Genomic DNA, 21,319 nt, shown 5'->3' on the forward strand with positions numbered 1-21,319 from the left:
AAGCGTAGAATTACGCAAGGCCAATTTCACTTGCCAGGTAAACGTCCTGAACCGCGTTAAGTAATTTCACTCCTTCATCAAACGGCCGCTGAAAAGCCTTTCTTCCCAAAATAAGGCCTGTTCCGCCTGCTCGCTTATTAATAACAGCACTTCTTACCGATTCGGCAAGGTCAGTTTCGCCTTTTGATTCACCTCCTGAATTAATCAAACCGGCTCTGCCCATATAACAGTTAGCGAGCTGGTAACGGCATAAATCGATCGGGTGATCCGAAGCCAGATCAGTATACATCCTTTTGTCGCTTTTAGAAAAATTGATCGCGGTAAAGCCTCCGTTAACATCCGGAAGTTTTTGTTTGATGATATCGGCTTGAATTGTTACTCCAAGATGGTTGGCCTGACCGGTGATATCTGCGGCTGTTTCGTAATTAATTCCATCCTTTTTAAAATCGTTGTTCCTGGTATAGCACCATAACACGCAAGCCATGCCCAATTCGTGAGCGCGTTCAAATGCCTGTGACACCTCAATGATTTGCCGGTCGGATCCTTCTGATCCAAAATAAATCGTTGCACCAACCGCCACGGCGCCTAAATTCCAGGCGTCTTCAACCGAGCCGAACATGATTTGCTCATACTTGGTTGGGTATGTTAAAAGTTCGTTATGATTCAATTTAACCAGGAACGGAATTTTATGAGCATATTTTCTTGACATAATTGCCAGGTTGCCGAATGTTGTCGCAACTGCGTTGCTTCCACCTTCTATCGCAAGTTTGATGATATTTTCCGGGTCAAAGTAAATGGGGTTTGGGGAAAAGGAAGCTCCGGCGGTATGTTCAATTCCCTGGTCAACAGGCAGTATCGACAAATAACCGGTTCCCGCCAATCTTCCGTGATTGTACATCGCGGCTAAACTTCTTAAAACTTGCGTATTTCTATTTGACTGAACAAATATTTTGTCGACAAAATCTGGAGACGGCGTGTGCAGCAGATCTTTTGAAATGGTTTTACACTCATGCTTAAGCAGATCTTCTGCTTTGTCCTTTAACAATTCGATTGTGTTCTGATAGCTCATGATTTCCTGAATTAGTTATGCGAAATGGCGCACTTTTTTGTTCCAATAAAACCTGTCGTTATTTATTCTCAGGAGGCGTACCTCTAAAAATATCCAAACCCTTAATAGTTTCTAATTTAACAATTTTCCCGGTGTGCGCCGATTCATAAATGGCGTCCATGATTCGCTGATCCTGCAATCCTTCTTCGCCGGGAGTGAATGGCTTTTTATTGTTGCGCACGCATTGCGACATGTGATCCATTTCGAGAGCGAACTGGTCTTTTTCTTCCAGCGAGGGATTTGACTTCCATTCAATCGCATCCCTGGCCTGCGAAACTTCCATTTTCAAACCTTTATAAGGAAATGCGGGGTCGAGGCCAAACCAGCCACCTTTATCCGCATAACAGCGATACCTTCTGGATTCATGCACGCCATACGAAGTTGTAGAATTTACCTGAGTACCATTCGGAAAATGCATTTGAAACATCACTGTTTCCTCAACTTCCTTAAACCGTGGATCGTTTGGAGTACTATAAATTGTTGCCAGAACTGATACCGGTTCTTCCCCTATAAGATAGCGGGCGGTGTTTAAGCAATACAAACCAATGTCAGGAAGGGAGCCTCCGCCTGAAAGGGATTTTTTTAATCGCCACTGTGTGGGATCGCCGATGTTTTGCGCGTTAAATGCCTCTATTAACCGAACTTTACCATATTCCTTATTCCGAACCCAATCCTTAACAAGCTTATGATGCGGCTCATATTGAATACGATAGGCGATCATCAATTGCTTTCCTGCAGTTTTGCATGCTTCTATCATGCGCTCACAATCCTTTACACTGGTTGCCATCGGTTTCTCACACAACACATGTTTTCCTGCTTTAGCTGCCCGAATGGTGAATTCTGCGTGCATTGAATTTGGAAGCACAATGTATACAACATCGACTTCCGGATTGTTCTTTATCTCATCAAAATTCTGGTAGTTATAAATATTCTTTACTGGAATTCCATACTGAGCGGCTACAGTTTGTGCTTTAGCAGCATCGCCGCTTACCAGGGCCACAGGTTTTGAATATTTGCACGAACCGAAAGCCGGTAAAATTTGTGCGAGAGATAAATGGCCCAAGCCAACAATTGCATATCCTATACGCTTTTCTGGCTGCAAGGGATTTGGCAGCGACCCGTCTTTCTTTTCAGAGGGATCTTCCAGCGGTTTAAGCTGAATCGGTTTTAAATCGTCAGGAGTTGTTTTTGAGTTTCCTGTTTGCGGGGTATTTGCCAGGGAAGGAAATTCTGATAAAACTGTAGCGGCAAAAATTCCTTTTCCGGCGTGGTGGATAAATTGCCGCCTGTTATAATCTAAAGAAAACTCGCCCAGATCATTCGTCAAATAATTTATTGTTCTCATAGATAGCTGAATAGATGTGCTAGAACAACAAAAAATCGGTGACCAGGTTGTATTAAATTTTATTTAAACGGGCTGACGTTTTATGAGAATTTTATTTGGCGATTTTGTTATGCGATTAAACTTGCTGCTCTGCTGCATACTGATGAGCATCTACACCAAATTTATTGAGAAAATCAACACCCTCATCGCTTTTTAGCCCTTTATAAGCGGCGTACGAATTAAGAAAAACTACTTTCTTAATTCCCGAGGAAAAAATTAACCTAGCGCAAGGAAGACACGGCGATAAAGTCACATACAATGTCGATCCCTCAAGCTCCGCGCCGTTTTTGACCGCATATAAGATTGCATTTTCCTCGGCATGAAGGGCAAGTGAACAACTACCTTTCGAGTCACGCGGGCATCCACTTTCAGGCCATTCTTCATCGCAGTTATGGGTGCCGGATGGCGGACCGTTATACCCTATTGAAATGATACGGGTATCCTTGGTTAAAACAGCTCCAACCTGGGCTTTTACGCAGTGTGAGCGTAAAGCCAGGTTAGAGGCTAAATTCATAAATATTGTATCAAAAGCTGGTTTTTGCAATTAATGTCCCCCCACAGCAGGTTTGTCATAATCAATTCCCTGGCTCTTTAATATAGCAGTCGCCCTGATGGCATAGAATGCGAGATACACAAAACATCCAACTCCTACGAAATAACTTAATTGAATTCCTAATATTTCAGGAGAGGCTAAATATCCCTGCAGCCAGCTAATTAAACCGCCGCCCATAATCATCATGATAAGGAAACTTGAACCTTCGTTGATGTGTTTGCCGAGCCCGGCGATAGCCAGGGTGTAAATACATGGCCAAAGAGTTGAGCAGAACAATCCTACACTGATAAATGCAAACACACTTGTCATGCCGCCCGCAAAAATGCCTATTAGCAAAGCAGTAATTGCCAAGCCCGAATAAATCAGTAATTGCCGGGCCGGATTTCCTTTACTCATCAAGTCGGCAACTATCAAAACGAATATCATCACGCCATAAACGTAAAAATTCGACACTTCATGACCGGCAAGTTTATTAACAATCAAAAATACCGCAAAAGCGATATATGGTACTATAAAACTTAAAATACGCTTATTGATATCGCTTACATTAAAGGCACCCACTGAACTTGTCCAGCGGCCGACCATTAAGCTTGCCCAATACAATGATACAAATGGAGCAATAAGTTCTGTCGGAGTTTGCAGTTTTTCTTTCATAAATTCCGGCAGGTTACTCGCCGTAGAAACTTCAACACCTACATAAACGAATATTGCAAGCATTCCTAAATACAACTGCGGGTACGATAAAGCCGACTTTTTCGAATTACCGCTTACATGCTCAACGTCAGAAACGTCGGTTGGTGAGCTAGCTGCAACTTCTGGTTCTAATTCAATTTTATTAGGAAGCTTTGAAAATTTAAAAATGATTGCCACTACAATAAACAGTGCGCCAAGTATTAAATAAGGCGTTTTAACTGCCGAAATACTTGCGACGTTAGTCGTGCCCGCTGTGATAGACCCGAATATTGCAAGGCTTACTAAGACGGGACCGATCGTGGTTCCGAAATTGTTTACACCACCAGCCAGGCTTAAACGCTGTGATCCTGTTTTTGGATCACCCATAACGATAGCCAATGGGTTTGCAGCTGTTTGCTGAAGAGAAAAACCTAGCCCTACGATAAATAAGCCGGATATCATCAGCGCAAAAGAAGCTGTTTCGGCCGCCGGATAAAATAGTAAAGTACCCAGAGCAGAAATAATGAGGCCCAATGAAATACCATTCTTGTAACCGATCTTGTTCAGAATGTCGCCTCCACTGGCTTTTGAAACAAAGAAATAGATAATCGACCCAACGGTGTAAGCAACATAAAACGCCACAGAAATAAGCTGCGCCTGCCATTGTTCAAGATGCAGGTTTTCCTTAAAAACGGGAATTAAAATATCATTACTGGCGGCAACAAAACCCCAAAAGAAAAAAACGCTTATTAATGTATAAAGCGACGAACTGTTTTCGTTTTTGTTAATGGACATTTAATTTAGAATTATGCTGCTAAACATAGTCAAATTTTCGAAAAAACCCGGCAACACTTTAGTTTGTATGAAACAGATAATTTTTCTTAACATCGCATTTGCAAAAACAAACGGATGATTGAATTAATCGTATCGGGGGTTGGGTTGGGTATTGTTTTGTCATTTGTTACCGGCCCCGTTTTCTTCGCACTCATTAAAACCAGCATCGAAAAAGGCTTTGATGCTGGCGCCTCGCTCGCTGGCGGCGTATTACTTAGTGATATTATTTATGTAATGTTAAGCGTTTACGGTTCTTCTTTGATCACCTTAGAAGACAAGTGGCGCACACCGATAGGAATAGTTGGCGGATGTATTTTATTAGTGATCGGGCTTTATTATTTACTGAAAAAAGTAAGCATCAATTACGAGCAAACGTCCTCCACAAAACACCTTTACGGTTATTTTTTTAAGGGTTTTTTGATGTGCATTTTCAATCCGGGGCTGCTTTTATACTGGATCACTGTTACTGGAAGTATCATATCGGTTACCGGTAATCTTGAGTCGGACAAGATCGTTCCATTTTTTGGCTCGATACTCGGCACTCAATTCACTATGGATATGTTAAAGGCTTATTATGCAAATAAGCTTCGTTATAAAATCAAAGAAAACACATTAACCTGGTTTAACAGAATAGCCGGTACGTTGATGATTATTTTTGCTTTAAGGCTGTTTCTGGGGATTGTATTTAAGCATTAGAATGTATAAGAGAAGAAAAAGCAGCTTAAACTTTCAACGTCTGGACAGTACTTTTTAATATTCTCACTCTAATTAGCCAATAATATCTATAGAAACCAGGTTCAATGCCACTATTTTAAATTCTTCCAGCTTTTACCTCATACTGCGAAAGGCATAGCCACAAGGCCGGCAGCCGGCTCAATCAGGTTAAACGGCAGTAACAATACTTATTTTATCGTTGCGCTAATCACTTTGCACCTTTTTAAAGGAAAGCCAATTTATTCGGCGACGTCTGTATAAGAATAAAAAAATCCGGCTCGAGGCCGGATTCCAATTAAAATATTTTAAACATATGCCCGCTGGTTCTTTCCTTCCATCCAGTTCATGAAGGCTTTGTTAACAACCCTATTACCACCCGGAGTTGGATAATCGCCTGAAAAATACCAGTCGCCAAGATTTTGAGGACAGGCAAGATGCAGGTTTTCTAAAGTTTGATAAATCACCTGAACTTCCGCTTTAATATCCTTCGGTGTAATAATCTGTGTAATCCTATCGGAAATCTCAACTGGCGTGAATGGCTTGTAAATCGCCTTCACATAATTGGTGAGGTTTTCTTTAGGGATATTCTCGCCTTTTTTGCAGTTATCGTAAGCATCAAAAATCACGTTCTCCATCCCTCTTTCTTTCAAAAGTGAGATAGCTGCTTCAAATGCTACGAATTCGCCCATGCGCGACATATCAATACCGTAACAATCGGGATAACGGATCTGCGGCGCCGATGAAACGATAATAATCTTTTTAGGCCCAAGGCGATCGAGAATTTTAAGAATACTTTGCTTCAGTGTTGTACCACGTACAATGGAGTCATCAAGGACTACCAATGTATCAAGTCCGCGACGGATAAGGCCATAAGTAGTATCATAAACATGCGACACCATATCCTGGCGATCGGCGTCCTGCGTGATAAACGTACGGAGCTTTACATCCTTGATAGCAATTTTTTCAACTCTTGGGGCGAGATTCAGCATTTCCTCCATCTCCTGGTCAGAAATCTTATCCGCCCGGTTCAGTAAGGTATCGCGCTGCAGCTTTTTAACATATTTGTGCAGCCCTTCTACCATTCCGTAAAATGCAACCTCAGCTGTATTAGGAATATATGAAAATACTGTATTCTTTAAATCGTAATTAACGGCTTCAAGGATTTGCGGGCATAACAAACGGCCCAGCTGTTTACGTTCCTTGTAAATCGCCGCGTCACTTCCTCTTGAGAAATAAATCCGCTCAAATGAACATGACTTTTGCTCAACCGGCTCATGGAATCGTTCTTCAGAAATTTTACCATCCTTTTTTGCGATCAACGCGTGACCTGGTTTGATTTCACTTACCAGTTCGAAAGGAATGTTAAACGCTGTCTGGATAGCTGGTCTTTCTGAAGTTACAACCAATATTTCGTCGTCATAATAATAATACGCCGGACGAATACCAGCCGGATCACGCATAACGAAAGCGTCGCCATGTCCAAATATTCCGCTGATGGTGTACCCACCGTCCCATGTTTTAGCTGAACGACGAAGAATTTTCTTAACATCCAGATTTTCAGCTATTTTATGACTGATCTCAACATTTGAAAGCCCTTCCGATTTGAATTTATCGAACAACTCCTGGTTCTCTGTATCGAGGAAATGTCCGATCTTTTCAAGTACTGTTACCGTATCTGCCTTTTCTTTTGGGTGTTGGCCAAGTTCGTATAACTGCTCAAGCAATTCATCTACGTTGGTCATATTAAAATTCCCGGCGATAACCAGGTTACGGCTCATCCAGTTATTCTGGCGTAAAAAAGGATGACAGCTTTCAATGCTATTTTTTCCATGTGTTCCGTAACGCAGATGGCCCATGAGCACTTCCCCGGTAAAACTTACGTTTTCCTTTAACCATTCAGTATCAGTCAAGAGATGCGGGTCGGTAGCCTGAACTGTCGCGAACTTTTTCTGAACATGTTCAAATATTTCAGCAACTGCACCCGATCCCATCGCCCGGTAACGGCTGATGTAACGGTTCCCTGGTTTCGTATCCAGTTTGATAGTTGCAATACCGGCGCCATCCTGACCGCGGTTATGCTGTTTTTCCATCAAAAGGTACAGCTTGTTCAGACCGTAAAGGGCCGTCCCGTATTTTTGCTGATAAAACGATAGGGGTTTCAGAAGACGAATGAGGGCAATACCGCACTCATGTTTAATCGAATCACTCATAGCTGGTGTTGAGCACGCAAATTTATGAATTTTTATCTGCTAACAATAGTTTAAATGTTTCAACATGATTTTTTAACAATAGAATGATAACCAGCCAATTGCCTGTAAAATGGCAGAGATTTATAGATCCTATTGCAAGACTGACGACTATATTGGAAAACTGGTTAGCTTAATTCAATTAATCAAGTCGGTTATAACTTGGGGAAAGATTCCAAAAATCAAAACAAGAAATGTTAAGACTAAACTAATAACCAACTTTACGTCGAATTTTTCGCGGGGCAAAATACTCTCGGTCTTGCGAAGGTATGCATACAATGGCACTTTGAAATAATAAAAAAGAGAGACAACAGTCGTAACCGCACCGGTTATCATCATCCAGAGAATAAGTGATGAACCTGATGATTTATACGATTCCAGCGCAGATCCAAAGACAAGAAATTTAGCAACGAACCCGGATGTTGGCGGCAAACCGGTTAATGAAATTAAAACAATAAGCAACGAAATGAACGTCAACGGCATTGATTTGCCCAAACCCAGATAAGTCGAAATATTGACAGAACCTGACTCCTGTTCAACCTTGTCAACCAACATAAAAGCCGCGACGTTGGTCAGCAGATAAATAAAAAGGTAAAAGATGAGGCTTTTAAATCCGGCAGTATTCGCTACAAGAGCCATCATTAAAAATCCTGTATGACCAATTGATGAATAAGCCAGCATGCGTTTGATATTATCCTGCCAGATTGCCGCAAGATTTCCAAAAAGCATCGTTACAATAGCTACGATTCCTATTAATCCCTGGAAATCGTAGACTGAAATCGCATTTCCGGATGAGTTGAAAGCTTCTAAGACCCTCCATAACAGTGCAAATCCTGCGATCTTTGACCCTGTGGTTAAAAATGCGGTGACAGGAGTCGGTGCTCCTTCGTAAACGTCGGGACTCCAAAAGTGCAACGGAACGAAAGACATTTTAAAACCAAGCCCAACAAGGAACAAGGTAATTGCAAGTCCGGCACTCCACACAGGAATGGCGTTCAGCCCTTCAAGCAAATCGGCATTTAAATTAAGTGTTCCGGTAAAACTATAAATCAGCGAAATACCGTAAAGCATAATGGCCGAACATGCAGCACCGAATAAAGCATATTTAATTGACGCTTCTGCTTGTTTACCATCGCCGGAAATATATCCAACCATGATGTATGAACCAATCGAAACCGTTTCTATGGACAGATAAACCATAAGCAGGTTAGCCGACATCGCCATGCAATTCATCCCGAGCAAAACCGCTATCAGAACAGCATATAAGTCGCCTGTCCCTTTTTTATGTTGCTGCATTTGCTGGTTGTTCCTGACAAATACAATAAAAAGGATAGCTGAAAGCAAGAACAAAAGCTTAAAATAAACTGACGCCGGTTGCAGAACGATCATGCCGCTGTAAAGCGTGAGTGAATCGCCAATAGCAAACTGCTTAATAGTAAGGGTGAAAACTACAGCTAACGAAATAAGTGTTATCCAGAAAGGCAGCTGTTTAATCCGCTTAACAAAAAACAACTCCGAAAATATTACCAGTAGAAAAGAAACTACCAGCCCTATTTCCGGGTAAATTCCTCTGATGCCGGCAATCGTTCCGTTTAATGAATCGGAGATGTATAAGCTATAATCGTCCATTACTTGCCGGTTACATGATGAATTAGCTCCAGAACCGATCCGTTTATCTTATCGAAAGCCAACGACGGAAAAACGCCGAGGATAAGCGCGAGTAAGGCAAGCGGTGCCAATGCAAGTTTTTCACGCATCGTTAAGTCGTTCAACTTAGTCCTCCATTCTTCTCCACCCATCAGACGTGTTTGCCCAAAAAACATCCGCTGCAAGGTCCATAAGAAATAAGCTGCGCTTAACAGGATACCAACTGAACCAGCGATGGCCATCCATCGTGGAATTGCTCCGTTCACAGTCTCGGAATTGAAAGCGCCAATTAAGCTGAATGCTTCCGCGATAAATGCCGAAAAACCAGGCAAGCCAAGCGAAGCAAAAAAAGCGATCATAACGAAGGCAGTATACTGCGGCATAATGTTAGCCAGGCCCCGGAAATTGGCTATTTCACGGTCATGCACCCGGTTATAAACTATGCCAACCAGGAAGAACAACATGGCTGATAAAAAACCGTGACTGATCATCTGCATCACCGAACCGGCGGCCCCCTCAGCGGTGAGAGACGCGGTGCCCAGTAATACGAAGCCCATATGTGATACCGACGAATATGCGATCAAACGTTTTAAATCTTTTTGAGCGAGTGCATTTAAAGCACCGTAAACGATAGAAACGACGCCAATGAGCCCAAGCCACCACGATGTATGTATCGCTGCATCCGGAAATATTCCATAACATATTCGCAAAATTCCATATCCTCCAACTTTTAAGAGTATTCCGGCAAGTATAATTGACACCGGTGTTGGTGCTTCCACGTGGGCGTCGGGCAACCAGGTGTGCAATGGAACAATCGGAACCTTAATCGCGAATGCGATGAATAAAATGATAAATCCGAGCAATCTCGCCGGGATGCCCAGGAGTGTTTGCTGCGCAAGACTTCCAAAAATAGAATCACCCGAATAATTGGCCGGATTCATCATGTGAACCATATTAAAAGTATGATTGCCTGTTTCAGGATCGGTAACCGAAAAATATAAACCAACCATTATCAGCAGCATAAATACCGACCCAGCCAATGTGTAGAGGAAAAACTTGATGGCCGCATATTCACGCCGCACACCGCCCCACATCCCGATAAGGAAATACAATGGAAGCAGCATCAGTTCATAAAAAATATAGAACAGGAAGAAATCAAGGGCACAAAAAACACCGATAATTGCTGTATCAAGCAGCAGGAATAATGCAAAATAACCCTTCAGATTCGTTTTAATCTCCCAGGAAGATATCGTTGCCACCATCATGATAATGGACGTTAGCAGCAAGAAAGGAACGGACAATCCATCGATTCCGAGGAAATAGTCAATCTGTAATTTTCCCATTGAACCGAGGTCGAGCCTGATCCACGAAATCTGCTCTTTGAATTGATAGGAATTGATCAGGTCAACACCCCTAAGGGAGTTATCAAAATGAAAATAGATGTATCCGCTTATCGCGATTTGAACAAGCGTTACTGCAAGCGTAATATATTTAAACTGCTTTTGCCAGCCCGATGGAGCCACTAAAATAATAATGCCGGCAATAAGCGGAAGAAAAGTTAATATACTTAGCAAATTCATATAGCCGGACTAAAATACCGTAAAACAAAAAAAGTTAGCACCACAAAAATCATTACAGCCAGATAATATTGGATCCGGCCTGATTGAAATGACCTGAAAAAATTACCAAGGCCAGCCGCCGCTCTTCCTGCCAGATTGACGAAACCATCAATTAATTTTCTGTCCAACCAGCCCGCTATTGAAGATAAAAGAACCCCGGATTTGCCAACAATATCTACCAACCCGTCAATAACTTTTCTGTCGATTGAGAAGCTGAATTTCGAAACATAAGTGACAGGGCGAACAATAGCCTGGTGATAAAATTCATCGAAATACCATCCGTTCAGTGCGAAATTATATAGCCATGTATTTTCACGAAACATAGCTTTTTCTTTTCTGGCATACTGGATGTAAGCGAAATAAATGATCAGCACCGCGAATAAATTTAACAATGCTGGAATCACGGTATGATAAGAATGAATTCGTTCTAGAGCGACAGACCCCGGAAATACTTTCAAAAGCCAGGTATTTTCATAAGATAAGGGGTTAACAGAAAATAAAAAAAACGCTGAACACACTGCGAGAAACAGCTGCGGCATCAGCATAAACCTGGGAGCTTCGTGTATTAGCCTTTCAGTTTTGTCGCCCTGAATACGAAGCTCACCGTAAAACACTTTAAAAATCAGCCGCGCTATATAAAAAGTAGTAAGCCAGCTGGTGAGCATTGCAAGGTATGGAATCAGTTTAGCGGCAAAAGAGCGTGTTGTGGCCCATTCAAATGAAGAAATCAGGATAGCATCTTTTGAAAGATAACCCGATGTTAAAGGAATACCACACAAGGCCAGCGCCGCAATAACCATCGTAACAAACGTTAACGGCATCATTTTCCTCAATCCGCCCATATTGCGGATATCCTGATGATCGCAATCAGCATCCAGCTTATTTTTTGCATAATGCATTTCATGGATAACCGAGCCTGCGCATAAAAACAAAAGGCATTTAAAGAAAGCATGTGTGGCAAGATGAAAAATGGCTGCTCCGTTATTCCCTATTCCGATTGCCAGCATCATAAAGCCAAGCTGTGAGATGGTAGAATAAGCGAGAATGCGCTTAATATCGTTCTGCACCAACGCAATAGTAGAGGCCATAAATGCCGTAAAAATCCCGATCACCGCGATCGTAATTAAAACCGTTGAATCAAATATTGGCGAAACACGAACCAACAGGAACACGCCCGCAGCAACCATGGTGGCCGCATGAATTAAAGATGATACTGCAGTCGGGCCCTCCATTGCATCAGGAAGCCAGGTGTGTAAAGGAAACTGGGCAGACTTAGCCAGCGCTCCAAATACAAATCCGAATCCGCAAACCAGTAACCAAACGTATGAAATATGCCCTAATGGGGCTATCCATTCTCCACTTGTAAATTGGGATAAATGGAATAGACCACCGTCGCCGAAAAGCTTTTCTATATCGAGCGTTCCAAATTGAGAGTACAGGATCATTAGCGCAAGCAAAAAACCCAAGTCACCTAAACGGTTCATAATAAATGCTTTTTTGTTAGCTTGGACAGCGGCGTCACGCGTACGCCAAAAACCTATTAGCAGGTATGAAGAAAAACCAACAAGCTCCCAAAAAATATAGATCAGCAATAAATTATCAGCGATTACCAAGCCCAGCATGGACGAACAGAATAAACTTAAATAGCCCCAATATCGGTCAATATTTTCGTCACCCTTCATGTAAGCCAGGGAGTAGATATGAACCAGAAACGCAATTCCGCTAACTAGCAATATCATCAAAGCTGATAAGTTATTTAGAAGAAGGCCAACGTCCCAGGACGTTTGTCCAAGCGTGAACCAATGATGCTGAATATGGATATTCCCGGCGTTCCATATCTTGAAAAACACAAAGCACGACGCTATAAAACTGACAGCGATAGAACTAACGGCTACTTTTCCGCTTATGCTCTTTGGAACGAAAAACATGCATAATACAAAAGACAGCAGCGGCATTAAAACCGCCAGTAAACTCACCACAGGTATGATATCGTGTTGTTCCAATTAGTCTCTTAGCTTATTTAGTTTATCAGGATCAATAGATTTATAGTACTTATAAACGTTTAAAATAATCGCAAGGGCGACGGCGACGCTTGCGGCAGCAATGACGATAGTGAATAGCGCAGTCATTTGGCCTCCCATATAGTTCTTGTCTGATTTACCCGCTGCAACAAAATTTATCAACGCAGCATTGATCATAAATTCTATTCCGATCAGCAACTGAATTACGTTTCTTTTAACCAGCACCGCATACAATCCGATCACGAAAAGCGCAGCGCTCAGCATCATAAAGTTTGATAATGGAATCATTCCGCTTTATCCTTTCTGGCCAGGTGAGCAGCTCCTATAAGCGCCATCATTAAAAACACGGAAGCCACTTCGAATGGAAACAAATAATTTGTCATCAAGTTGATTCCGATAATTTGAACAGTATTGTCACTAACAGATAAGTGGTTACCGCCATTTATCCAGTCAAGCTGATTAACATTGCTTTTTACCAAAGCAAATACCAGTATAAAAAATAAAGCTAATGACAGTACAATAGCGGGAATATTTTGAACAGCTGAGTATCTTGTTTTAACCAGCTCCAATGTGTTCAACAGTTCTTTACTCGAAAGCATAAAAGCGAATAACATGAGAACGAGCACTCCTCCCACATAAACTATAATCTGGGTTACCGCGACAAAATCACCAAGCGATAAAACGAATAAACCGGCCACGGCGAATAAGGTCACAAAAAACAAAAATATCGACCGGACCAGACTTTTCACGACTACCGCAAGCAGCGCCGATATTATTACCAGGGCAGCAAACACATAAAATATGATTTGTTCCGGCGTCATATAGCTCCGCTGTTATTTTCCTTCATTTTTTGCATGGCGGCTTCTTTTGCAGCTTGTTTTTCCGCCTGCTGTTTTTCAAAAGCCTTTCGTTTCTCTTCAGCTTCTTCCGGCGCCATGTCAGCATATTTGTAAAGCCACTCGCTCGGGTCGGTTACACTTCTGTCGTAGTCGCTGTTCATTGTAATGCATTCTGTGGGACATACAACCGTACATAAACCGCAATACATGCATTTTGACATGTCAATATCGAACTTTGCCGCGTATAAGCGCTTCACCGTTCCGTCAGACGTTTGCCCGATCGCTTCTGTAGCTTTAATACTTTCAATATCAATACAGTTAACCGGACATATTTTGGCACACAGATCACACACTATGCAATCATCTATCTCGACGTCCAGCTGGTATCTGCCAACCTCGGGAACCGGCAATTTTTGATGAGGATATTGAATGGTTACGATTCCTTCCTGTTGCTGGAAATAGTTAGCACTTTTTATATTTTCTACTTTCCTTTGTTTACGTGCGGCAAATAAATGCCTGAGAGTAAGGCTAAGGCCTTGCCATGCTGTCGTAAATGCCGATATAGTTTTAGAAAGTATCAAATTTTATTTTCTTTACCTTTTATCTCAATTATTTTTTTAAAGTAATTTCAAGTCAATATAAAACTGACTTAGCCTAGCAAAACCTTCCAAATACCCGAAATTACAACACAGGCAAAAGCAATCGGCGTCAAAACCTTCCAGCTAAAATTCATTAGCTGATCGACTCTAAAACGTGGTAAAGTCCAGCGTATCCATATTTGTGCCGCTACAACCAGTAATGTTTTACTAATAATCCAAAAAGCTCCCCATGCTACGCCTGTTGTCCAGTTGGCCAGTTTAAACGTACCAATATTCGGTAGAAGGGTATTCCAGCCACCCAAAAATAAAACAACGCCGATCATCCCAACCATAAACATCATCGAGTACTCGGCCAGGAACATAAACGCAAAGCGCATACCCGAATATTCCGTATGGAAACCAGCTACCAGTTCAGATTCAGCTTCGGGAATGTCAAACGGTGCCCGATTGCATTCTGCAAGCGACGCGATAAAATAGATGACATATGCTACCAAAAGATGCGGCGCTTGTAAGATGTTCCAGGCCAATATTCCTCCCACACTTTTTACGTTAACCGAGCCCAAAAACCAGATATCATTTTTAGACAGAACACCCTGGGAAGCAGAAACTTCCTGCAGATCGAGCGATTGTGAAATCATGAGTGCTGCAATAATTGCAAAACCCGCGGGAATCTCGTACGAAATAATTTGTGCTACCGAGCGCATTGAACCCAACAAGGCGTATTTATTGTTTGAACCCCAGCCTGCCATCAAAATGCCTAATGTCTCAACTGACAGTACAGCGAAAATGTAAAATACGCCGATATTCATCGATGCCGGCGTTACACCAGGAGCCCAGGGCAAGGCCGCAAATCCCATATAAACCGAAAGGTAAATGATTACCGGTGCAGCTGTAAATAAAATCCTGTCTGCAACTGTTGGAATAATAAATTCCTTCTGCAGTAATTTTAAGATATCTGCGAAAGGCTGTAACAGCCCATACTTACCAACCTCCATCGGCCCTAGCCTGTCCTGTATAAATGCGGAGATTTTTCGCTCAGCATATAAGGCAACTAACGCAAAAACGGCCGTAAAAGCGAATAAAAGGGTTGCGACAATAATATATGTGAGATAGAAATTCAATTTATAATCATTCCGGATTGCGCTGCAAACATACGTAAAGCCCCTGAAAAAAAACTCTACAAAAATGATAGTTTATAACCGTTTAATGATCATCGGGTGACTTTGAACCATCAATAACCACGGGCTCAGGTTATCAACCGAATTTTCAAAATTATAACGACGATGTATACGCTTAAATCGGTTTATTAAAATTTACTTAAACTTACCCCCATATTTATGAGTTGCAGTAGCGCCGATCTTTTTACCTCGTCCGCGGATTGCCAGCCCAGAACGTCATCGTTTATGTCGCAGGTAGCTGTCGCTTCAGGGTCGATAAATACAGTTAGCCCTGCCATAATCCCTTCACGCGCAGTGGTAGATACACAGCCGTGAGTGTAAAAACCTGTAAGTAATATTTCATCAGCTTTGACGTCCTTGAGCCATTTACCGATTTCTGATCCGGTAAACGCACCATAAACGTCCTTATGGAATTCTGTTTCATTAGCAGATCCGGGTAATGGACCAAGCCCTGGTAAAAATTCAGAACCCCAGGTATCGGGTACAAAAGCAGGTGATTCGTCGGGTTTGTTAAAATGCCTTACCCAGGCGATCGGCGAACCGTTGCGACGTGATTGTTCAAGTCGTCGCCGTATTTGCTTTAAAGCTCTTTCAATATCCGGGACCGGCCTTTTACCATTACCGGAAAATTCATTCTGGGCATCGATTATAATTAACGCTTGCATGATCTTATTTAATAGCTGATATGGTTATTTCTTTTAAAAAAACTTCGATTAGTGCTGCATCTCATTGTTATTAATTTCTGTCGCGGCCCAATGTCCTCCGTTTAGCAAAATGAATTTCCGCTTTTGACGCATCTTTCAAATAGGCTAAAGCGCCAGGTACAGTAAAAAAAGTATCCTCTTTTCCTCAGCTTATTAAAACAGGCGGCTGGTATTTCCTGAGGTATTCATGCCATTTGGGATAATCGTTTATATTATTCTTATAATAAAAACGATGATAAGAATGACCGCTAAATGTTTTTTTTAACATTTACTTTTTGTATAATGATCTGTCGAATTATCGGACTGTAAATATTTAAGGTATAAACAGAGATATGTAACCTAGTTCAGTTAGAAAATCTAGCCGGCTTGATTAATGCGGGCCATCTCCCAGGCGATCAGGGTTTTCTTTCTTATCCTTCCTTTTTGGAATTGTCCTACGTCTCCACTCTTGGCAATCTGATCCAGATCAGGCTGTCTTTTGAAATTTTGCTCAATAAAAGTAATAGCTTTTTCTATCCGGTAGTAATTAATGCTTTGATCTTTCATGACATTATCTATGATAAAATTAACAGCACTGTAAAAATTACACAACCTGATTCTTGCTTAAAATAGCTCCTGATTTTTTAAAACAAAAAAAGCGATGATCACTCATCGCTTTTGTAAACTCATTTTAAGTTTTCTTACTTCTTAGGCGCTGTTGAAGCGGTAGTTGAAATACCTAGCTTGGCTTTTACTGAATTGATGATATCATCACCTCCGTCAAAGTAAACTACTCCTGGCTGTGAAACATCGAAAACATAAGCATAACCTTTTTCTTTTGAAACTGCTTTTACAGCATCTTCAGCTTTTTTAAATACCGGCTGGTACAATTCAGCTTGCTTAGTTTTTAATTCTTCCTGAGCTTTTTGCTGAGCATCACCTAATCTTTTTTCCAGGTCCTGGATCTCAGTTTGCAAAGTTGTAAGCTCTTTACCTACAGTTTCTTTATTTGCTTCGCTGATAGTTTTGTATTTTTCCTGATAAGTTGTAATCTTTTTCTGACGCTCTGCATCCATCTGCTCCAATACAGATTGTTTTTGTTTCTGGAAAGTCTGGAACGTTGCATCGGCAGCTTTCATCTCAGGCATTGACTGCAAAAGATCCGCTGAATTGATGTGCCCCAGTTTTTGTTGTGCTTCGGCTTTCGCCCCCGCTAAAAACATCCCCGCCGCTACTACTGCTACTTTAACTAAATTTTTCATTCTTTACTTTTATTCTGTTTTGTTGAGTTTAATTTTTATTGTGCAAATGTTCCCGGTTTATAGCCGAGACGTGTTACTACATCGTTGCTTTTATCTAAACGAGTACTGGCATATAATAGTGTAACTTGGCTATTCTTGTCAAAAACCATATCGAGCCCCTGGTTCTCTGCTACAGCCTGAACTGCTTTTGCTACACGATCTTGTATTGGTTTAATTAGTTTTGTCCGTTCTTTGAAAAGGTCGCCTTCAAATCCAAAACGTTGCTTTTGATAATCTTTTGCTGCCTTTTCCTTCTCAATTATTTCGTTTTCCCGTCTCTTGCGCATATCATCGGTTAACAATACCTGGTCGGCCTGATAAGCCTTATACATTTTATCAAGTTCTGCAAAACGGCCGTCAACCTCTTTTTGCCATTGCTGTGATAAAGCGTCTAATTGTTTCTGAGCTGAATTATACTCAGGAATGTGCTTCAAGATATATTCCGTATCAACATATGCAAAGCGCTGAGCAAAAGCTGCAACGCCGGCGAAAGATATAAAAATTGCTGTTAATAATAATTTCTTCATTGTCATAATGTTAAAAACCTCCCATTTGCTGGGCTATGCTAAATGTAAAACCTTGACGGCCGCCGTCAGGCACACCAGGAATACGGTCAAACGCATAACCGTAATCGATACCCAGCAAGCCGAATATAGGTAAAAATACACGTGCTCCAACACCTGCCGAACGGCGAACATTAAACGGATTAAAATCTTTGAAACTGTTCCAGGTATTTCCGCCTTCGGCAAATCCAAGTAAGAATACCGTTGCCTGCTGGCCCGTCATTACAGGATAACGAAGTTCAAGCTGGTACTTGTTAAATATCGGGCTTCCTGAATTTCGGGCGATCGACATGTTTTGCTCAGAAGTTCCCTCAGGAACAATTGCGTTATTGGCATATCCACGCATCCCGATAACTTCCGATCCCTGCAGATAATCAAATCCCTGCATACCATCACCGCCGAGTTTAAACCGCTCAAACGCCGACTGCCCAACGGCTGAATTATACATTCCAAGGAAACCGAATTGTGCCTGAGATTTTAATACCAGTTTTCCATAAATACGAATAAACCACTGAGCTTCGAATTTCCACTTATTATATTCGGTCCATTTATATTTTATCTCATCTGGCGCAGTTGTGTAGTTGGTATTATTCCATAACGAATATGGTGGGGTTAACTGCACAGTCAAACGAATATTCGATCCGGATGTCGGATAAATCGGAGCATCCACCGAGTTACGGCTTAATTGCTCAGTTAAGTTTAGATTATAAGCCGTCCCATTTGAAAACAGGAAGCCGCCGTAATAATTGTGCAGTTTGTATTGTTGCAGATTAATTGAGTGATTCAGCTGAAAATAATCATCCGGCCATTTTAAGCGCTGTCCTAAACTGAATGTAACACCGTTCAAACGAATCCGCGGATCATTTTCTGTAAATACCGCCTGGTAGCTTGCATCATAAGTACTTGAATAAGTCGACAGTGACGTAAATGCACTTACACCAAAATACAGCGGTTTCTTTCCACCCAGCCATGGCTCTGAAAACGAAAAGCTATATGATTGGTATTGCTTGCCGTTAGTTTGTCCACGAAGACTTAATTTCTGTCCATCGCCTTTTGGCAGCGGTTTCCATTCTTTTAAATTGAACAGGTTACGTGCCGAAAAGTTATTGAAGGTTAACCCCAGAGTACCGATGATACGTCCACCGCCAAAACCACCGGAAAGTTCAACCTGATCGGAAGGTTTTTCTGTTACTGAATACTGAATGTCGACAGTGCCATCAGCAGGATTAGGTATTGGTTTTACGTCGGTTTTTGCTTCATCAAAGTTGCCCAATTGTGCAATTTCACGGGTTGTACGAACTACCGCCTCTTTCGAGAACTTCTGTCCAGGCTTGGTACGGACTTCGCGCATTACAACGCGGTCGTTAGTGATATCATTACCTTTAACGCTTACTTTATTAACTGTATACTGCGGACCCTCATACATTCGCATTTCCAGGCTAATTGTGTCGCCCTGAACTTTCGTTTGTACCGGATCAACATTGAATGTCAGGTATCCATCATTTAAATACAATGATGACACGTCATCGCTGTTCGGGCTATTGCGTAATTTCTTTTCCAGCCGTTCTTCGCTGAACACCTCTCCTTTGTCGATACCTAAGATTTTTGAAAGTACATCTGACGAATATTTTGCATTTCCAGCCCATACGATGTCGCCGAAGTAGTACTTCGGACCTTCATACAATTTCATATGAATGTCTACACTTTTATCACTGTGACGTGTAACGGTGTCGCTCAGAATCTCAGCATCCCTGTAGCCTTTGTCCTGCATTTTAGCGATCATCTTCTCCTTATCTTCTTCATATTTGCTTCGCTGAAATTTGCCAGAGCCAAAAACCTTGTACCATGCCTGCTGGTGCGTTTTCTTTAGATATTTGCGCAACTTGGCTGACGAAAACTCTTTATTACCTTCAAAGGTTATGCTATGCGCCTTTACTTTGGAGTTTTTATCAACAGTGATATTTAAAATAACATTATTCGCTTCGTTTGGATCCTTTTCCTGATCAAACTTTACTTCTGTGTACAGGTACCCTTTATCATTGAAATGCTTCTCAATGATACTGCGCGCCGTATTCATCAGGTTCTCGTTAACGATCTTACCTGTTTTATCATTTAACTTGGTACGGATCTCTTCAGTCTCGCCCTTTTTAAGGCCTTTGATGTTTAATTTGGTTAACCGCGGCCGCTCAACTACAACGAGCTCAAAAAATATTGAGTCTTCCTTAATGTGGTCAATGTTTAATTGCACATCATCGAATAAACCCTGCTCCCACAAATTCTTAATGGCGTTTGTTGTCGCTTCGCCCGGAACGGTTATCTGATCGCCTTTACTAAGTTTTGAGATCTGTATTAAAATATCCTTATCAAGAAATTGAGTTCCTTTTACAGTAGTTCCTCCGATAATGTATTCTTTTGGATTTAGGTAGCTCAGTTCATCGCTTGACTGCTTTAAACCTGAAGGAGTTCCCGGACGTATCTGCGCAACAAGAGCTGTGGTAGAGAAAAATATGAAAACTATCGGGAGGAAAATTTTGTTCATTGACGTTTTATAATGGCTGCTAAAATAGCGGATACAGTTGTTAAAATTTGTTAAAAAGTATAAAAATTAGTTAATCTGCTCACTGGTTAAGCCAAAACGGCGTTCTCGATTCTGGTAATCTAGTATAGCATGGAAGAGGTCTTCCTTCCGGAAATCGGGCCAGAATTTATTAGTAAAATACAATTCGGCATAAGCCAATTGCCATAACAGGAAGTTACTGATACGGTACTCGCCGCTGGTGCGAATCAATAATTCAGGATCAGGCATTCCTGCGGTGGTAAGACTATTTGAAATCAGCGTTTCATTTATATCATCCGGTGAAATCTCCTTTTTCTGAACTTTTGTTGCAATTTCTTTCAGGGCATTGGTTATCTCCCACCTGGAGCTATAACTTAAGGCCAAAGTTAATACAGCGCGCGTATTATTCGCTGTTTTTGCCATGGCTTCATTCAGTTCATGAAGGCATTTAGGAGGTAATGAATCAAGGTTCCCGATTGCGTTGAGGCGTACACCGTTCTGATGCAATGATTTTGTCTCATTGCTGATAGTATGCACCAATAACTCCATGAGTGCCAAAACTTCCAGCTTCGGACGGTTCCAGTTTTCGGTAGAAAAAGCATAAAGGGTTATATAAGGTATACCCAGCTCAACGATACCTTCAACAGTATCACGAACTGATATAACACCGCTGTGGTGCCCAAATACCCGTAATTTGCCTTTTTCCTTCGCCCACCGGCCGTTACCATCCATGATTATAGCAACATGCTGTGGTAAACGGCTCATATCCAATTGCTCACGTAAACTCATCAATACAAATTT

The 21,319-nt window shown here is 41.6% G+C and carries 19 protein-coding genes; 1 reads left to right on the forward strand and 18 read right to left on the reverse strand.

Annotated features, from left to right (window positions below):
* Positions 1 to 10 precede the first annotated feature (10 nt).
* From GS399_RS10485 to GS399_RS10500, 4 genes are all read right to left on the reverse strand, one after another.
* Positions 11 to 1,069 (reverse strand): class I fructose-bisphosphate aldolase, encoded by a 1,059-nt coding sequence (locus tag GS399_RS10485; protein ID WP_160844570.1) that lies wholly within the window; start codon positions 1,067 to 1,069, stop codon positions 11 to 13.
* Between the two features lie 58 nt (positions 1,070 to 1,127).
* A complete protein-coding gene (locus GS399_RS10490) occupies positions 1,128 to 2,453 on the reverse strand; it encodes a Gfo/Idh/MocA family protein (RefSeq protein WP_160844571.1) in 1,326 nt (441 codons plus the stop codon).
* Positions 2,454 to 2,568: 115 nt separating this feature from the next.
* Positions 2,569 to 3,006 (reverse strand): deoxycytidylate deaminase, encoded by a 438-nt coding sequence (locus tag GS399_RS10495; protein ID WP_202409426.1) that lies wholly within the window; start codon positions 3,004 to 3,006, stop codon positions 2,569 to 2,571.
* Between the two features lie 30 nt (positions 3,007 to 3,036).
* Entirely contained in the window at positions 3,037 to 4,512 is a 1,476-nt protein-coding gene (locus GS399_RS10500; protein ID WP_160844573.1) for an MFS transporter, read from the reverse strand.
* A 114-nt stretch (positions 4,513 to 4,626) separates the two neighbouring features.
* On the opposite strand from GS399_RS10500, the gene GS399_RS10505 reads away from it, so the two are divergent.
* Positions 4,627 to 5,247, forward strand: coding sequence for a LysE family translocator (locus GS399_RS10505; protein WP_160844574.1), 621 nt, complete (start codon positions 4,627 to 4,629; stop codon positions 5,245 to 5,247).
* 323 nt (positions 5,248 to 5,570) lie between these two features.
* On the opposite strand, the gene GS399_RS10510 is transcribed toward GS399_RS10505, so the two are convergent.
* The 14 genes from GS399_RS10510 to uppS all read right to left on the reverse strand — a co-directional run bounded on the left by GS399_RS10510 (position 5,571) and on the right by uppS (position 21,307).
* Positions 5,571 to 7,475: an amidophosphoribosyltransferase gene (locus GS399_RS10510; protein ID WP_160844575.1), complete on the reverse strand. Its 1,905-nt coding sequence runs from the start codon at positions 7,473 to 7,475 to the stop codon at positions 5,571 to 5,573.
* Positions 7,476 to 7,649: 174 nt separating this feature from the next.
* Complete coding sequence (locus tag GS399_RS10515; protein WP_160844576.1) at positions 7,650 to 9,140, reverse strand: NADH-quinone oxidoreductase subunit N; 1,491 nt, start codon at positions 9,138 to 9,140, stop codon at positions 7,650 to 7,652.
* Positions 9,140 to 10,738 carry a complex I subunit 4 family protein gene (locus GS399_RS10520; RefSeq protein WP_160844577.1) on the reverse strand — a complete coding sequence of 533 codons (1,599 nt, stop codon included), beginning with the start codon at positions 10,736 to 10,738 and terminating at the stop codon, positions 9,140 to 9,142. The genes GS399_RS10515 and GS399_RS10520 overlap by 1 nt, the downstream gene beginning before the upstream one ends.
* Positions 10,735 to 12,780 carry an NADH-quinone oxidoreductase subunit L gene (gene nuoL, locus GS399_RS10525; protein WP_255491636.1) on the reverse strand — a complete coding sequence of 682 codons (2,046 nt, stop codon included), beginning with the start codon at positions 12,778 to 12,780 and terminating at the stop codon, positions 10,735 to 10,737. Before nuoL ends, GS399_RS10520 begins: the two co-directional genes overlap by 4 nt.
* On the reverse strand, positions 12,781 to 13,086 hold the full coding sequence (nuoK, locus tag GS399_RS10530) for an NADH-quinone oxidoreductase subunit NuoK (protein WP_160844578.1): 306 nt from the start codon (positions 13,084 to 13,086) through the stop codon (positions 12,781 to 12,783).
* On the reverse strand, positions 13,083 to 13,619 hold the full coding sequence (locus GS399_RS10535; protein ID WP_160844579.1) for an NADH-quinone oxidoreductase subunit J family protein: 537 nt from the start codon (positions 13,617 to 13,619) through the stop codon (positions 13,083 to 13,085). The genes nuoK and GS399_RS10535 overlap by 4 nt, the downstream gene beginning before the upstream one ends.
* Positions 13,616 to 14,218: a 4Fe-4S binding protein gene (locus GS399_RS10540; RefSeq protein ID WP_202409427.1), complete on the reverse strand. Its 603-nt coding sequence runs from the start codon at positions 14,216 to 14,218 to the stop codon at positions 13,616 to 13,618. Before GS399_RS10540 ends, GS399_RS10535 begins: the two co-directional genes overlap by 4 nt.
* Positions 14,219 to 14,286: 68 nt before the next feature.
* A complete protein-coding gene (gene nuoH, locus GS399_RS10545) occupies positions 14,287 to 15,357 on the reverse strand; it encodes an NADH-quinone oxidoreductase subunit NuoH (RefSeq protein ID WP_160844580.1) in 1,071 nt (356 codons plus the stop codon).
* A gap of 185 nt (positions 15,358 to 15,542) precedes the next feature.
* The gene (locus GS399_RS10550; protein ID WP_160844581.1) at positions 15,543 to 16,079 is read right to left on the reverse strand and encodes a cysteine hydrolase family protein; all 537 of its coding nucleotides are present in this window, start codon (positions 16,077 to 16,079) and stop codon (positions 15,543 to 15,545) included.
* Positions 16,080 to 16,475: 396 nt separating this feature from the next.
* Positions 16,476 to 16,664 carry a hypothetical protein gene (locus GS399_RS10555; protein WP_160844582.1) on the reverse strand — a complete coding sequence of 63 codons (189 nt, stop codon included), beginning with the start codon at positions 16,662 to 16,664 and terminating at the stop codon, positions 16,476 to 16,478.
* A 134-nt stretch (positions 16,665 to 16,798) separates the two neighbouring features.
* Entirely contained in the window at positions 16,799 to 17,359 is a 561-nt protein-coding gene (locus GS399_RS10560; RefSeq protein WP_160844583.1) for an OmpH/Skp family outer membrane protein, read from the reverse strand.
* Between the two features lie 35 nt (positions 17,360 to 17,394).
* Positions 17,395 to 17,925 (reverse strand): OmpH/Skp family outer membrane protein, encoded by a 531-nt coding sequence (locus tag GS399_RS10565; protein WP_160844584.1) that lies wholly within the window; start codon positions 17,923 to 17,925, stop codon positions 17,395 to 17,397.
* A 10-nt stretch (positions 17,926 to 17,935) separates the two neighbouring features.
* Positions 17,936 to 20,500, reverse strand: coding sequence for an outer membrane protein assembly factor BamA (bamA, locus tag GS399_RS10570; RefSeq protein ID WP_160844585.1), 2,565 nt, complete (start codon positions 20,498 to 20,500; stop codon positions 17,936 to 17,938).
* A 66-nt stretch (positions 20,501 to 20,566) separates the two neighbouring features.
* The gene (gene uppS / locus GS399_RS10575) at positions 20,567 to 21,307 is read right to left on the reverse strand and encodes an undecaprenyl pyrophosphate synthase (RefSeq protein ID WP_160844586.1); all 741 of its coding nucleotides are present in this window, start codon (positions 21,305 to 21,307) and stop codon (positions 20,567 to 20,569) included.
* Positions 21,308 to 21,319 lie beyond the last annotated feature (12 nt).

It is taken from the genome of Hufsiella arboris, from assembly GCF_009834875.1.
GTDB lineage: Bacteria > Bacteroidota > Bacteroidia > Sphingobacteriales > Sphingobacteriaceae > Hufsiella_A > Hufsiella_A arboris.